Raw genomic sequence first — 13859 nt, forward strand, 5'->3', positions numbered from 1 at the left:
GTGAGCTGTGGCGGACAACGTGGTGTCCGGCGCTGACACGGCAGGCACGATCGGCTTGGAGGCGGTCATCATCGGCCTGGGCGGGACGCTCGCCGTGGCGGCCGAGCCGTCCGGCGCGGGGGCCCTGGCGATGGCCTTCGTCAGCCCGGTCGCCGTCATGAACATCCGCAGCTGGGCCCCGTTTCAGGAGGCCGACGACAAGTGGACGGGCCTCGCCGAGGAGTTCTCCGCCCTGGCCGGCCGGCTGTCCCGACTCCACGGCGAGGTCGACGGGCTGTGGAAGGGCGGCGGCGCCGAGGTCTTCAAGAGTTTCCTGACCACAAAGGTCGTCGAGCCGCTGGACGCACTGAAGGAACTCGCCATCACGACCTCGTCGGGCTGCAACACAGTCGCCGACGGGCTCGAGACGCTCTTCTGGGCCTGGTCGGTGGGCACCGGCCTCGCGATCGTCGGCTGCATCGCCGCCAACACCGCAGGCCCGGCCGGCCCCGCCTTCAAGTGGGCGGTCATCGGCAGTTGGGCCGCGTTCGTGACCGCCATCATCACCGCCATCGTCGGGCTCATGCAGGCCATGCGCGGCGCGAACAGCGCGATCGGCACGGCAGTGGCCCAGCTCAAGCGCGGATTCGAGCTGACCGGGGACAAGGTCGACGCCGAGAGCGCCCGGATCGGGGACCGCTACCGGGAGATCGTCAGCGACCCGGAGAGCTGGAACAAGGAGATCGTGGTACCGGGCAACTGAGTCCGACGAACGGAGCAGTGATGAGTGATGCCTACCGCAGGGCCGTCGACTCCGTCCGGGAGGTGACCCGCACCGAGGCGTACGAACCCGCTCTGCGCCGCGCCGAGGAGGCCACCCGGGACCTCGTGGCGATGGTCGCCGAGACCCGCGACCGGACGTACGAGGGGGCCGACGAGACAGGGACGATAGTCGCGGTCGTCGACGGGGCGGGCGAGGTGACCGACGTACGGATCAGCGCGCGGGCGGTGCGGGACCTGCCCGCCAACCTCCTGGGCCCGCACTGCCGCCAGGCGGTGACCGCCGCCCGGCTCGCCATGGCGCAGACCATCCGGGCCGGTCTCGACGACGTCGTGCCGGACCCGGTCGACTGGGAAGCCGGCGCGCGGGATCCACTGACCGTGTGGCGCGACGCGACGAGGGGGCTCCGATGAGGAGGGTCGACATCGCACAGTTGGTCACGGAGGTGACCGCGCTGCTGGAGACGGCCACAAGCGAGACCGGGCAACTGGCCCGGGAGGAGTTCGTCGGCACCGCCGCCGACGGCATGGTCACCGCCACCGTGTCCGGTGCGAAGGAGCTGCTGGACGTCTCCGTCGCCGCGCGGGCCCCCCGTACGGTGGACAACATCACGCTCGGCGAGGCGGTGGTGGAGGCCGTCCGCGCCGCCGAGGCGCTCGCCGACGAGCGTCGGTCGGAGATCATGTCCGGCCTGCGGCTGGGAGGTGTCGACGTCGACACCTTCCTCGCCGATCCGATGTCGCTGGTGCCCCGTGGGAGGGACGGACGATGAGCCCTGACAAGGCCCGTGTGCTGGTGGTGATGCTCTCGGTGATCGCCGTGATCCTCGTGGGTCTGGTGGTCCTGATGGTTGTCCAGGTGATGCGGGACGAGGCCGCCTGGAGTGGCGTGGCCGTCCTGCTGGCTCCGTTGGCCCTGGTGGGGATCGGTATCGCGCTGCTCGTCCCGCAACTGCGTCGCTGACATCGACAGCAGTGGTTACGATTAGCGACGGTGGGTGCTGCCTCGACGTGGCGGTACTCGATACGCTGCGTCTGACATGGACCGACCCGGTGGGTCGGCAACGGGGAGGAATCGCATGGGGGACATTCCGCCGCCGAACACCGGCGATCTGCACGTCAGCGTCGAGGACCTGGACGCGGCGGCCACGTACATCGAGCGCCTGAAGCAGTACGTCGACGACACCATCAAGTACGAGATGGAGCGCGTCAAGGAACGGATGAAGGGCGACAGCAGCAGCGCCCAGACCGTTCCGAACGGCACCCCCTTCGGTGCCTACGAGGATGCCCGCATGCAGTGGCAGGCGCTGACGAAGTCCACCGCCAACATGGAGGCGCACCTGACGACGCTGTCGCAGAAGCTCGCGGCGCTGAAGAAGGGCACCGAGGACATCGCCAAGGCGTTCCGCGACACGGAGGCCCGCAACGCCGCCAACGGCAAGGAGATCGAACGCCTCCTGGACTCCGCGGCGCCGCCGCCCACGGCCAGCGGCGCACCCACCTACCCGTACACGGCCTGAGGGGGACGACATGGCTGGAGGAACCTGGGAGCGGTGCGTCCGCGAGGTGACGCTCTCCGCGGACCCGGACACCGTCGGTTCGGTAGGGGTGGGCTGGAACAACCTCTCCACCGGTCTGGGCTACCTGCGCGACGCGCTCGTCGGCCGGTCGTTCGTCGGCCCGATCGCGACAGGTCAGGAGCGCCCGCACGTCGGCGGGCTGCCGGCCATGCTCGCCGGTTGGAAGGGCAGCGGCGGTGACGCGTACCGCGAGCACCTGGGCGAGATCGGCAAGCAGATCGAGGAGCTGATCACCGACGCGAGCAACGTCAGCGGCGCGTTGACGCGGATCGAGGGGGACATCCGCAAGGCGGTCTCCACGATCCCGATCCCGCTGATGGACGACTTCGGCTGGAACGAGTGGAGCCTGCCCAACGGCACCGAGCTCGACGACGCCCGCGACGGCGAGAGCACGACGGGGTTCCTGGCCGCCCTCCGGCAGGACTACCAGAGCAACCCGGCGTCGTACGCCGACGGCGCGTTCCGCGACAAGGCCGACGACCTGGAAGCGACGATGAAGGTCGACGGCCAGGCCGGTGACCAGAAGCGCGGCGGCTGGTGGGACACCAAGTCCCACCTGGACAACTGGTACCGGGACAACCAGCAGGCCGCCAACACGGCGATGTCTCCACTGCCCAAGGCGGTGTACACCGAACGTCCCAAGCTGGTCGTACAGGATCCGTCGGGTCAGCAGGACACCTACCGGCCCGACGACCGGGTGCCGCCGACGGGCCGCCCCGACACCGGCAATCCCAACATCGGCACTCCCGACGTCGGCACTCGTCCGGACATCGGCAGCAGGCCGCCCGGCATTGGCGACACCGGCGGCCCCACGTCCGGCGTGGGTCCGTTCTCGCCGCCCACGACCGGCGGTCCCGGCGGGGGCCCCTCGCCGACCGGGGCGGGCCCGTTCGACCCGCCGTCCACCGGCTCGGGCTACCCGGGAGGCGACGAGGACTACACAAGTGGGCTGGCCGGTGCCGGGCCCGGTGGGGTCGGCAGCGGCTTCGGCGGCGGCCTGGGCGGCTCCGGCGTCGGCAGCGCCGGGCTGGGTGGCGCCGGCGGTGGCTTCGGCGGCGGTGGTGTCGGTTCGGCAGGCGGGATCGGGGCCGGCGGTGGTGGCCTGGGCGCCGCCGGCGGGATCGGCATGGGCGGAATCCCCGGCATGGTCGGTGGTGGCAACGGCAAGGTGCCGCCGATGACGAGCGCGGCGAACGCGCTGCGTACCGCGGCGGGCGCGGGCGGCGCCGGCGCGGCAGGCGGCGCGCGTGGCGGTGCCGGCATGATGGGCGGCGGCATGATGGGCGGCGCCGGAGGTGCCGGACACGGCGCCGGTGGCACGGGCTCCGAGCACTCGTCGTGGTTGACTGAGGACGACGATCCGTGGGGCCCCGGTGACGGTGCGTCCCCCGGTGTCCTGCGATGAGGATGGACGGATGAGGGTGAACGTCGGAGCGCTCCGGCCGGTCGCGGCTGGCCTGCTGGCGGGGCTCCTGGTGCTGGGAGCCGCCCAACCGGCGGCCGCCGCGCCCCGGCGAGCCGAACAGTGGTATCTGGACGAGCTCCGGATCGAGCAGGCACAGAAGCTCTCCACCGGGCGGGGCGTGGTCGTGGCCGTGATCGACAGCGGCGTCGACGCCAGCCACCCGGATCTGAAGGGCCAGGTGCTCGCCGGTGGCCGCAGCTACGGCGCCGGTGGTGACGGCCGGGCCGACGAGGACGGGCACGGCACCCACCTGTCCGGCATCATCGCGGCGACGAACGCCAGCAGCGACGGTGTCGACGGCATCGCCCCCGACGCGCGGATCCTGCCCATCAAGCTGCACGCGGGCAAGGACCAGCCGTATGACGACAGCGCGGTCTCGCGCGGCATCCGGATGGCCGTGGACGGCGGCGCCGATGTGATCAACCTGTCCCAGGGCAAGCCCTCGGCGGTCACTCCGGAGGAGGAGAGCGCCATCAGGTACGCCCTGGACCGCGACGTCGTCGTGGTGGTCTCCGCCGGCAACCTCGCCAGGGGCCTCGTGCAGGTTGCCGCTCCCGCCACCGTTCCCGGCGTGCTCGCCGTCACCGGCACCACCCGGGGTGGCGCCTTCTGGTCCGGGTCGGCCAACGGGCCGGAGGCGGTGATCGCCGCGCCCGGCGACGACGTCTACAACGTGGGGCCCGGCAAGGGCTACGGATGGGGTGACGGCACCTCCGACTCGGCGGCGATCGTGTCGGGTGTGGCCGCGTTGATCCGGGCGAAGTATCCGAACCTCGACGCCGCCAACGTGATCAACCGGATCATCCGGACCGCCCGGGACGCCGGGCCGGCCGGCCGGGACCCGCAGTACGGCTTCGGCCTGATCGACCCGGTGACCGCGTTGAGCGCGAACGTGCCGCAGGTCGCCGCCAACCCACTGCTGGATCCGTCAGCCGTGACCAACCCGACGCCGGCCCGCGCGGATGCCTCGGACGAGGAGTTCGACGTCACCCAGCACGGCGACCGCGGTGGTCCCACGGACCAGCAGGTCATGGTCATCGGCATCGGCATCGCCGTGGTGCTGGTGCTGCTGGTGGCGCTTGTGGTCTTCCTGATCTGGAACCGTCGCCGGTACCGCCGCGAGGCGGCCCTACCGGCCGACCTCCCGGATGACCTGCTCGACCCCGCGCCCCCCACCGGGTACGCCCCACCGGAGGGCTACGCCCCGCCGCCCGGGTACGCCCCACCGTCGGGTTACGCCCCGCCAGGTGGGACACCGCCCGCGCCGCCGAGGGAGCGGTAACCCCTCTGTTCGTCGACGGGCCGGCAGGTGACCCGCGGGTCGTCGGCCGGCCCGCGAGTCGTGGGGCGGGTCGACCCGGCCCCGCTGGCCGGTTTGCGCCGGTTCACCGGGCCGATCAGGCCGCCCCGGTTGGGTACCGTCACGGGCCCTGCGCCAGGATGGGTGGACACGCAGGTACACCCCAGGGAGCCCACGATCGCCAGAAAGCCTCAACCCGAGGGCGGCCAGGCACCGGTCGTCCAGCGCGTCCGCATCCGGTACGCCAAGCGCGGTCCTCTGCGGTTCACCTCGCACCGGGACTTCGCCCGGGCCTTCGAGCGTGCGCTGCGTCGGGCCGCCGTGCCGATCGCCTTCTCCCAGGGATTCACCCCGCACCCGAAGATCTCCTACGCCAGCGCCGCGCCCACCGGCGTGGCGAGCGAGGCCGAGTACCTGGAGATCGGCCTCCAGGCGCCGGTCGACCCGGAGGCGCTGCGGGCGGCGCTGGACGCCGCGCTCTCGCCCGGCCTGGACGTGCTGGACGCCGTGGTCGCCGACGGGGGCAGCCTGCCGGACCGGATCCAGGCCTCGCACTGGCACATCGAGTTGCCCGAGGTCGACCCGACCGTGCTGCGCGCCGCCGTGGACGCGTTCACCGCCGCCGACGAGGTGCTGGTCGAGCGGATGACCAAGCAGGGCCGACGCACCTTCGACGCTCGTGCGGCCGTGATATCGATCGATGTCCTCACCCCGACGCCGACGCCTTCCGGGGCACCGGCCGTCCCGTGTGCGATACTCGAACTGGTCGTGCGGCAGGTCACCCCGTCCGTACGGCCCGATGACGTCCTTTCCGGCCTCCGCGTGGTGGCCGACCTGGAGCCGCCGGTCTCGCCGAGGGTGACCCGGCTGGCTCAGGGCACGCTGACCGCGCAGGGTGCGATCGTGGATCCGTTGGATGCGGACCGCGACGGGGCAGCCATCGTTGAGCACTGACCGACGGTCAGTGCTCTGGCAGGCAGACTTCGGCGGTCGCGCACCACGCGCGCCCGGCGGAAACACTTTTGCGGCGACCCTGCGTGGCAGCGCTCACCCGCGCCCGGGCTAGCCAGAACTGGAGAACGTCCATGCTCGAGAACGAGCCCGAGGGCGGCGAACGGACCGGTTCACAGCCGGCCGGCGAGACCGCCGACCAGAGCACCACTGCCGACGGCGGCACCGTCGCGACCCCCGGCACGGAGCCGTCCGGGGCGGAGAACGCCGAGCCTCCAGCACCGGCGCGACGTGCCCGGGCGACCCGGCGTCGGGCCGCCCCGCTCAACCAGCCGGAGCAGGCCGAGGCGCCCGTCGAGGCTTCCACCGCCGGGGCTGGCGCTGTGGAGTCGCCCCAGGCTGAGGTCTTCGCCCCGATCTCCGGTGAGCTGGACGTCGCCCCGAAGACGCCCCGGCGCCGCCGCAAGGCGACACCCGTCGAGACCACCGCCGACGAACCGCTGGTCGCGGCCAGTGCGGAGGTGGCCCCGACCGACGTCGTACCTCCGGTCAAGGTGACCCGCACCCGGCGCAAGAAGGCCACGCCGGCCGCCGTCGAGGAGCCTCCCGCCGCCGTCGAGGAGCCGGCGGCCGTCGACGAGGTGCCCGCCGTCGAGGACGAGGACGCCCAGGCTGCGGAATCCGACAGGCGCGAGGCCGAGGCGGAGCTGAACGACGAGCCGACCCGGACCAGCGGCGTCGAGGATGTCTCCGGTGAGGTGCCGCCGGGCGTGGCTGTGGCCGCAGTGCCTGATGAGCCGGCCGAGGTGGTCGAGCCGGAGCAGCCGCGTACCCGCCGTCGCCGGGCGGCGCTCACCGCGCCCACCGTGCTGTTCATGGCGCCGCAGCCGGACGCCGTACCGGTGACCCGGCCGGCGGAGCCCGCCCCGGTCGCCGAGGAGCCGGCCGTCGAGGCCGAGCCGTCCCGCCGTCGCCGGCGTGGCCGCCGCGACGTCGAGCCGGTGGAGCCGGTCGAGGCGGTCGAGGCCGAGGAGGAGCCGACCGAGGAGGCCGAGGAGGCCACCGAGGCGGATGAGGACGACGAGGACAGCGCCGCCGCGCGCCGTCGCCGCCGGCGTGGTCGCCGGGGCCGGGGCCGGGGCAAGGGCGGTGCCGAGGACGCCGAGGACGACGACGCCGAGGAGGCCGCGCAGGCCGAGGAGGAGGAGACCGCCGAGGCCGAGGGCGACGAGGACGAGGAGTCCGAGGGCGGGGACGGGATGACCCGTCGGCGCCGGCGTCGCCGCCGTCGTGGCGCGGGTGACACCGAGGGCGCCGCCGACGACGGCGTACCCACCGTGGTCAAGATCCGCGAGCCGCGCAAGACGGTCGACGAGGTGCAGGGCGTGTCCGGCTCGACCCGGCTGGAGGCCAAGCGCCAGCGCCGCCGGGACGGCCGGGAGCAGCGGCGTACGCGTCCGCCGATCCTCAGCGAGTCGGAGTTCCTGGCCCGCCGGGAGGCAGTCGACCGGGTGATGGCGGTCCGCCAGCGCGGTGACCGCACCCAGATCGCCGTCCTGGAGGACGGGGTGCTTGTTGAGCACTACGTGACCCGCAACTCCTCAGGCACCATGGCCGGCAACGTGTACCTGGGCAAGGTGCAGAACGTGCTGCCGAGCATGGAGGCGGCGTTCGTCGACGTCGGCCGGGGCCGCAACGCGGTGCTGTACGCCGGCGAGGTCAACTGGGACACCTCCGGCCTGGAGGGGCGCGCCCGCTCGATCGAGCAGGCGCTGCGCTCCGGCGACTCGGTGCTGGTCCAGGTCACCAAGGACCCGATCGGGCACAAGGGCGCGCGGCTGACCAGCCACATCGCGCTGTCCGGCCGCCACCTGGTGTACGTGCCCAACGGCAACGCCTCAGGCATCAGCCGCAAGCTGCCGGACACCGAGCGCAAGCGGCTGCGGGACGCGCTCAAGAAGCTGGTCCCGGACGGCGCGGGCGTGATCGTCCGTACGGCCGCCGAGGGCGCCAGCGAGGACGAGCTGGCCCGGGACGTCAAGCGGCTCCAGGCGCAGTGGGAGGACATCCAGGCCAAGGCTACCGAGGGTGGCGCGCCGGTGCTGCTGTACGAGGAGCCCGACCTGGTCATCCGGGTGGTCCGGGACCTGTTCAACGAGGACTTCCGCGAGCTGGTGATCGAGGGCGAGCAGTCGTACGACATGGTCGAGTCGTACCTGTCGCACGTCTCCCCGGATCTGGTCGACCGGGTGCGCCGGCACGTCGGCACGAGCGACGTGTTCGCCGAGTACCGGATCGACGAGCAGATCATCAAGGGCCTGGACCGCAAGGTCTTCCTGCCGTCCGGCGGCTCGCTGGTGATCGACAAGACCGAGGCCATGACTGTGGTCGACGTCAACACCGGCAAGTACACGGGCTCCGGGGGCAACCTGGAGGAGACTGTCACCCGCAACAACCTGGAGGCGGCCGAGGAGATCGTCCGCCAGCTGCGGCTGCGTGACATCGGCGGCATCGTGGTGATCGACTTCATCGACATGGTGCTCGAGTCGAACCGTGAGCTGGTGCTGCGCCGGCTGACCGAGTGCCTGGGCCGGGACCGGACCAAGCACCAGGTCACCGAGATCACCTCGCTCGGCCTGGTGCAGATGACCCGTAAGCGGATCGGCGCGGGGCTGCTGGAGGCGTTCAGCGAGACCTGCGAGTGCTGCAAGGGTCGGGGCGTCATCATCCACACCGAGCCGGTGCCGGAGAAGCCGCGTACCGGTGGGGCGGGGGAGAAAGTCAAGGCGGTCGCCTCGTCGGTCGCCGCCGCTCCGCCCGCCGAGCAGGGCACCGCGTCGTCCCGCCGCCGGGCGCGCAAGAGCGCCTCGGCGGAGAAGGCGGTGGTCGAGGTCACCGAGACCGACAGCGCTGCCGAACCGGGCGCCGACTACGTCGACACCATGGGCTACGACCTGTCCCGCTACGAGTCGGACACCGCCGCCGCGCCGGCCGTGTCGGACAGCCAGCAGGGCGAGTCGGCCCGGCTGGCCGCCGCGGACGACCCGGATGCGCTCGCCGACGGTGACTCCGACGAGGAGAGCGCCGAGGGCGGCGCGGGCCGTCGCCGTTCCCGCAGGGGTGGCGCCCGCCGGCGGACCCGCCCCTGACCGTCTGACCGGCCCGATGTTTGACGAGGTCCCTTCCCCGGCATAGTGACGGGGGAGGGACCTCGCCGGTCCGGCCATCCTCGGTCAGGAGAAGAAGATGCGTCGTCTGCTCGCCGTCACCGTGCTGGTCGCCGCGCTCTCCGTCGGGGGTGGTTGCGCCGCCGACGGGAGCCCGACCGGTTCGGCCACCGGGGGAGCCCCCGCCGGCCCGGTCGCCACGCCGGCGGGTGGCGGCGCGGCGGCCGGCGACACCGTCCAGGTCTGCGCCGCCGCGCGGCAGGTGGGCGCCAGCGCCGTCCAGACGTACGTGGAGGAGCTGGGCCGGATGATCGCGGCGCTGGGCGACGGGGACAGCGCCACCGCCGAGGCCGCCCGGGAGCGGGCCGAGGCGGCGCTGACGGGCTGGCGGACGGCGCTGCGGGAGCAGTCGGCGCGGACTGTCGATCCGCAGCTCAAGACGCTGCTCACCGACATCGGGACCGAGGTCGCCGCGCTCGGCGTCGACGTCGAGTCGATCGACGAGACCGAACTCGACAGGCTTCAGCAGCGTCTCGACCAGCTCTGTCCGCGCTGAGCAGGGCGGGCCGGTTTGGGGTCCGGGCCGGCGATGGCGTACTCTTGTCTGCGGCGCACTTTTGGTGTGCCGTGTTCCCGTGTGCCCGCGCCGCCGTGCACTGCTACCCGGCGAGCCGCCACGGGGACGACCGCCAGCAGCCTCAACGACAGGGAGTCCGCCTCCGATGTACGCGATCGTCAAGACCGGCGGCAAGCAGTACAAGGTCGCCGAGGGCGACGTGATCGAGGTCGAGAAGCTCACCGGTGCTCCCGGTGACGCGGTGAAGCTCACCGCGGTGCTCCTCGTCGACGGTGACGACCTGGTGACCGACGCGGCGAAGCTTGCCGAGGTCGCGGTGTCCGGCGAGATCGCCGCGCACACCAAGGGCCCGAAGATCCGGATCCACAAGTTCAAGAACAAGACCGGCTACCACAAGCGCCAGGGTCACCGCCAGCCGTTGACCCAGGTCAAGGTGACCGGCATCTCCAGCGGGAAGTAGGTCGTCCTCCAATGGCTCACAAAAAGGGTGCGTCCAGCTCGCGTAACGGTCGCGATTCCGCGGCCCAGCGACTCGGCGTGAAGCGCTTCGGTGGTCAGGTCGTCAGCGCCGGTGAGATCCTCATCCGGCAGCGTGGCACCAAGTTCCACCCCGGTGACCTGGTCGGCCGTGGCGGCGACGACACGCTGTTCGCCCTGGCCGCCGGTTCGGTCCTGTTCGGCACCAAGCGCGGTCGCAAGACCGTCAGCATCGTTCCGCAGCAGTAGCTCTCGAGCTGAGCGGGCCGCGGACCTCCGGGTCCCGGCCCGCTTCGCTTTTTCGAAGTGCGGGGTCGACCCTCGCTGGAAGGATTGACGCCGTGGCGACGTTCGTTGACCGGGTCGTTCTGCATCTGCAGGCCGGTGATGGCGGGCACGGTTGTGTCTCGATCCACCGCGAGAAGTTCAAGCCCTTCGGCGGGCCGGACGGCGGGAACGGCGGGCACGGCGGCAGCGTGTCGCTGGTGGTCGACCCGCAGGTGACCACGCTGCTCGACTTCCACTTCCACCCGCACGTCAAGGCCGACAACGGCAAGGGCGGCGCCGGGTCGAACCGGGACGGCGCCAACGGCCACAACCTGGTGCTCAAGGTCCCCAACGGCACAGTGGTGCAGTCCACCGACGGCACCGTGCTGGCCGACATGGTCGGCGCCGGCACCACCTTCGAAGTGGCCCGTGGCGGGCGGGGCGGGCGGGGCAACGCTTCGCTGGCGAACGCCAAGCGCAAGGCTCCGGGCTTCGCCGAGCTGGGGGAGCCCGGCGACCAGTTGGACATCGTCCTGGAGCTCAAGAGCGTCGCCGACGTGGGCCTGGTGGGCTTCCCGTCGGCGGGCAAGTCGTCGCTGATCTCGGTGATCTCCGCCGCGAAGCCGAAGATCGCCGACTACCCGTTCACCACCCTCGTGCCCAACCTGGGTGTGGTCCGGATGGACAACCACACGTTCACAGTCGCCGACGTGCCGGGGCTGATCCCGGGCGCGGCCAACGGCAAGGGCCTGGGCCTGGAGTTCCTGCGACACATCGAGCGTTGCGCGGTGCTGGTGCACGTCATCGACTCGGCGACCCTGGAGCCCGGCCGTGACCCGGTCGCCGACATCGACGCCATCGAGGCCGAGCTGAGCCAGTACGGCGGCCTGACCGAGCGCCCGCGGCTGGTGGCAGTGAACAAGGTCGACGTGCCGGACGGCCGGGATCTCGCCGAGATCGTCCGGCCGGACCTGGAGGAGCGCGGCTACCGGGTGTTCGAGGTCTCCGCGGCCACCCGCGAAGGGCTCAAGGAGCTGACGTACGCGATGGCCGAGCTGGTCGAGGCGGAGCGCAAGGCGGCGCCTCCGGCCGAGCCGACCCGGATCGTGATCCGTCCGCTCGCCGTGGACGACGCCGGCTTCACCATCACGGCCGAGTCGGACGGCTCGTTCACGGTCCGTGGCGTCCGGCCGGAGCGGTGGGTCAAGCAGACGAACTTCGACAACGACGAGGCGGTCGGCTACCTGGCCGACCGGCTGGCCCGGCTCGGTGTCGAGGACAAGCTGGCCAAGGCCGGCGCGCAGCCCGGCGACCTGGTCCGCATCGGCGAGCGCGAGTTCGACTGGCAGCCGACGCTGTTCGCCGGCGTGGAGTTCGTGCCCGGCAACCGGGGCACCGACATCCGGCTGGAGGAGAAGTCGAACCGGGCGTCGGCGGCCGAGCGGCTCGCCGCGCGCAAGGCCCGCCGGGTGCGCTCGGCGGACGAGGTCGGCGCGGACTCGTCCGACGACGAGGCGATCGACGACGAGGACGACGCCGAGTAGCCGATTGCGCTCCGTGATCGGGATGGCTGCCGGAAACCTGCGCGAAATCCGCCCCGCCTAACGTCGGGTGATGTTGATCGAAGCGCGGCCCGCCACCGATCCGGAGATCGCCGCACTGGTCGGCGCGCAGCAGCGTGAGCTGCGCGAGGCCGATGGGGGCCTGGACGGGCAGGCCACCGTCACCCACGACGACATCCGCTACCTCGCGGTGGTGGTGAACGGCCGGGCGGTCGCCTGCGGCGGCCTCCAGGCGCTCGACGCCACCACGGGCGAGGTCAAGCGGATGTACGTCCGGCCGGCGTACCGGGGTCGGGGGATCGCCCGCCAACTCCTCGCCGCGTTGGAGGAGTGCGCGTTCCGGCAGGGCCACTCGGTGGTCTGCCTGGAGACCGGCACGTACCTTCCGGCCGCCATCGGGCTGTACACCTCGTGCGGCTACGAGCCGATCCCGGTCTACGGCGAGTACGTGGGCAACCCGTACAGCGTCTGTTTCGCCAAGCGGCTACCGGTCGCGGCCTGACGGTCCCGCCGTCCGCGCCCGGCGCTCAGGCGCCGGTGGTGGCGTGCTCGACGGTGACCGGCTTCGACTCGGGCGAGGCGTGCTGCCGCAGGACGATGCTCAGCAGGATCAGGGCGCCGACCGCGAGGAACTCGCTCTGCCAGTTCTGCATCGACTGGAACCAGAAGTCGCTGGTGCGCAGAAAGTCCCACGCCCCGATCGGCGGTGCGCCGCTCTGCAACGCCTGCTCCTGGTTGTAGGCGGCGGTGCCACCGAGCAGGTGCCCGACGAACGAGCCGGCGAAGATCAGCAGCAGCGCGAGGGAGAGGCTGTTGCGGTAGACCACGAGCGGAAGGCCGCCGGCGCGGACCGGCCAGGGGGAGCGGGCGGTGGCGTGCCGCTCGTCGTCCTCCGGTCGGTCGGTCTGGTCCACCGGCTTGGACTCGGCCGAGCCGCGCTGCACCAGGTACGCGGTGAGCAGCACGTACCCGCCCATCTGGAGGAACTCCGACTCCCAGTTCTCGAAGACGGCCTCGGCGAAGTGCCCGGTGGTCAGGTACGCCGGCCAGCTCAGCGGTGCGGCCCCGAACTCGACCAGCTCCTCGTTGTGGGTCTGCCAGCCGAAGACGCTCTGGAGCACCAGGAAGACCAGGAACGCGCCCAGCATGGCGATGGTCAGAGCGTTGTCGCGTAACCAACGGGGCATCTCGTCATCTCCTTCGCGGATCGCCCCCGGATACCCACACCCCGATGGTCGCGAAACCGCCCCAGCGGCAGGTCAGGGCCTGTCGAATGGGGTGTCCAGCCGTCCGCCGGTGCCCACCTGGTTCGACAGCAGCAGCCCGAGGGCGAGCATGCCGAAGCCGAGCGCCAGGTGCAGCCAGTTGTCGGCGGCGTTCACCGGCAGGATGTTCGCGCCGCCCTCCGCGTCGACCGCCTCGAGGGCCAGGCCGTAGAGCCAGAGGGCGAGGTAGATCGCGCCGCCGCCGGCGAGGAAGAGCCGGGCGCCGGCGATGCTGCGGGCCAGCACGAGACCGGCCAGCCCGAACAGCAGGTGCACCGCGTTGTGCAGGATCGACACCTGGAAGAGCCCGAGCAGCCGCGCGTCCGAGTGGTGCCCGGCGAAGGCCAACTCGCCGTAGTCGGTGGTGATGCCGGGGATGAAGCCCAGGACGCCGATCAGCAGGAAGAGGCCGGCGGCGGCGAGCGCTGCCACCTGCACCCGGGGTCGCGGGCCGGACGACCGGCCACCTCGCGTGTCTCGTGCCACCGC

At 72.1% G+C, this 13859-nt stretch carries 16 protein-coding genes; 14 read left to right on the plus strand and 2 right to left on the minus strand.

Annotated elements, in window-relative coordinates; genetic code table 11:
• Nucleotides 1–7 precede the first annotated feature (7 nt).
• The 14 genes from AB0N27_RS00075 to AB0N27_RS00140 all read left to right on the plus strand — a co-directional run bounded on the left by AB0N27_RS00075 (nt 8) and on the right by AB0N27_RS00140 (nt 12607).
• Entirely contained in the window at nt 8–742 is a 735-nt protein-coding gene (locus AB0N27_RS00075) for a hypothetical protein (RefSeq protein ID WP_364362232.1), read from the plus strand.
• A 20-nt stretch (nt 743–762) separates the two neighbouring features.
• Nucleotides 763–1173, plus strand: a complete 411-nt coding sequence (locus tag AB0N27_RS00080; RefSeq protein ID WP_364362233.1) for a YbaB/EbfC family nucleoid-associated protein — start codon at nt 763–765, stop codon at nt 1171–1173.
• Entirely contained in the window at nt 1170–1532 is a 363-nt protein-coding gene (locus AB0N27_RS00085; protein ID WP_364362234.1) for a YbaB/EbfC family nucleoid-associated protein, read from the plus strand. The genes AB0N27_RS00080 and AB0N27_RS00085 overlap by 4 nt, the downstream gene beginning before the upstream one ends.
• On the plus strand, nt 1529–1723 hold the full coding sequence (locus AB0N27_RS00090; protein ID WP_364362235.1) for a hypothetical protein: 195 nt from the start codon (nt 1529–1531) through the stop codon (nt 1721–1723). The genes AB0N27_RS00085 and AB0N27_RS00090 overlap by 4 nt, the downstream gene beginning before the upstream one ends.
• A 115-nt stretch (nt 1724–1838) precedes the next feature.
• Nucleotides 1839–2279, plus strand: a complete 441-nt coding sequence (locus tag AB0N27_RS00095; RefSeq protein WP_364362236.1) for a hypothetical protein — start codon at nt 1839–1841, stop codon at nt 2277–2279.
• Nucleotides 2280–2289: 10 nt separating this feature from the next.
• Nucleotides 2290–3744, plus strand: a complete 1455-nt coding sequence (locus AB0N27_RS00100; RefSeq protein ID WP_364362237.1) for a hypothetical protein — start codon at nt 2290–2292, stop codon at nt 3742–3744.
• Nucleotides 3745–3754: 10 nt separating this feature from the next.
• On the plus strand, nt 3755–5086 hold the full coding sequence (gene mycP / locus AB0N27_RS00105) for a type VII secretion-associated serine protease mycosin (RefSeq protein WP_364362238.1): 1332 nt from the start codon (nt 3755–3757) through the stop codon (nt 5084–5086).
• A gap of 252 nt (nt 5087–5338) precedes the next feature.
• On the plus strand, nt 5339–6058 hold the full coding sequence (locus tag AB0N27_RS00110; protein ID WP_364365897.1) for a TIGR03936 family radical SAM-associated protein: 720 nt from the start codon (nt 5339–5341) through the stop codon (nt 6056–6058).
• 131 nt (nt 6059–6189) lie between these two features.
• The gene (locus AB0N27_RS00115; protein ID WP_364362239.1) at nt 6190–9204 is read left to right on the plus strand and encodes an Rne/Rng family ribonuclease; all 3015 of its coding nucleotides are present in this window, start codon (nt 6190–6192) and stop codon (nt 9202–9204) included.
• 97 nt (nt 9205–9301) lie between these two features.
• Complete coding sequence (locus tag AB0N27_RS00120) at nt 9302–9778, plus strand: hypothetical protein (RefSeq protein WP_364362240.1); 477 nt, start codon at nt 9302–9304, stop codon at nt 9776–9778.
• Nucleotides 9779–9944: 166 nt separating this feature from the next.
• Nucleotides 9945–10259, plus strand: coding sequence for a 50S ribosomal protein L21 (gene rplU, locus AB0N27_RS00125; protein ID WP_007464063.1), 315 nt, complete (start codon nt 9945–9947; stop codon nt 10257–10259).
• A gap of 11 nt (nt 10260–10270) precedes the next feature.
• A complete protein-coding gene (gene rpmA, locus AB0N27_RS00130) occupies nt 10271–10525 on the plus strand; it encodes a 50S ribosomal protein L27 (protein WP_043966727.1) in 255 nt (84 codons plus the stop codon).
• 92 nt (nt 10526–10617) lie between these two features.
• Nucleotides 10618–12087 carry a GTPase ObgE gene (gene obgE / locus AB0N27_RS00135; protein WP_364362241.1) on the plus strand — a complete coding sequence of 490 codons (1470 nt, stop codon included), beginning with the start codon at nt 10618–10620 and terminating at the stop codon, nt 12085–12087.
• A gap of 70 nt (nt 12088–12157) precedes the next feature.
• Nucleotides 12158–12607 carry a GNAT family N-acetyltransferase gene (locus AB0N27_RS00140; protein ID WP_364362242.1) on the plus strand — a complete coding sequence of 150 codons (450 nt, stop codon included), beginning with the start codon at nt 12158–12160 and terminating at the stop codon, nt 12605–12607.
• A gap of 25 nt (nt 12608–12632) precedes the next feature.
• On the opposite strand, the gene AB0N27_RS00145 is transcribed toward AB0N27_RS00140, so the two are convergent.
• Both AB0N27_RS00145 and AB0N27_RS00150 read right to left on the minus strand, forming a co-directional pair.
• Nucleotides 12633–13292: a DUF6766 family protein gene (locus tag AB0N27_RS00145; RefSeq protein ID WP_364362243.1), complete on the minus strand. Its 660-nt coding sequence runs from the start codon at nt 13290–13292 to the stop codon at nt 12633–12635.
• Nucleotides 13293–13364: 72 nt separating this feature from the next.
• Nucleotides 13365–13856 (minus strand): DUF4383 domain-containing protein, encoded by a 492-nt coding sequence (locus AB0N27_RS00150; RefSeq protein ID WP_364362244.1) that lies wholly within the window; start codon nt 13854–13856, stop codon nt 13365–13367.
• Nucleotides 13857–13859 lie beyond the last annotated feature (3 nt).

Source organism: Micromonospora sp. NPDC093244 (genome assembly GCF_040683695.1).
Lineage (GTDB): Bacteria > Actinomycetota > Actinomycetes > Mycobacteriales > Micromonosporaceae > Micromonospora.

What these genes read in the sequence shown, in the direction of transcription:
- AB0N27_RS00080 (WP_364362233.1), top strand. Translation starts at nt 763, where the DNA reads ATGAGTGATGCCTACCGCAGGGCCGTCGACTCCGTCCGGGAGGTGACC.
- AB0N27_RS00085 (WP_364362234.1), top strand. Translation starts at nt 1,170, where the DNA reads ATGAGGAGGGTCGACATCGCACAGTTGGTCACGGAGGTGACCGCGCTG.
- AB0N27_RS00090 (WP_364362235.1), top strand. Translation starts at nt 1,529, where the DNA reads ATGAGCCCTGACAAGGCCCGTGTGCTGGTGGTGATGCTCTCGGTGATC.
- AB0N27_RS00095 (WP_364362236.1), top strand. Translation starts at nt 1,839, where the DNA reads ATGGGGGACATTCCGCCGCCGAACACCGGCGATCTGCACGTCAGCGTC.
- AB0N27_RS00100 (WP_364362237.1), top strand. Translation starts at nt 2,290, where the DNA reads ATGGCTGGAGGAACCTGGGAGCGGTGCGTCCGCGAGGTGACGCTCTCC.
- mycP (WP_364362238.1), top strand. Translation starts at nt 3,755, where the DNA reads ATGAGGGTGAACGTCGGAGCGCTCCGGCCGGTCGCGGCTGGCCTGCTG.
- AB0N27_RS00115 (WP_364362239.1), top strand. Translation starts at nt 6,190, where the DNA reads ATGCTCGAGAACGAGCCCGAGGGCGGCGAACGGACCGGTTCACAGCCG.
- AB0N27_RS00120 (WP_364362240.1), top strand. Translation starts at nt 9,302, where the DNA reads ATGCGTCGTCTGCTCGCCGTCACCGTGCTGGTCGCCGCGCTCTCCGTC.
- rplU (WP_007464063.1), top strand. Translation starts at nt 9,945, where the DNA reads ATGTACGCGATCGTCAAGACCGGCGGCAAGCAGTACAAGGTCGCCGAG.
- rpmA (WP_043966727.1), top strand. Translation starts at nt 10,271, where the DNA reads ATGGCTCACAAAAAGGGTGCGTCCAGCTCGCGTAACGGTCGCGATTCC.
- AB0N27_RS00140 (WP_364362242.1), top strand. Translation starts at nt 12,158, where the DNA reads ATGTTGATCGAAGCGCGGCCCGCCACCGATCCGGAGATCGCCGCACTG.
- AB0N27_RS00145 (WP_364362243.1), bottom strand. Translation starts at nt 13,292, where the DNA reads ATGCCCCGTTGGTTACGCGACAACGCTCTGACCATCGCCATGCTGGGC.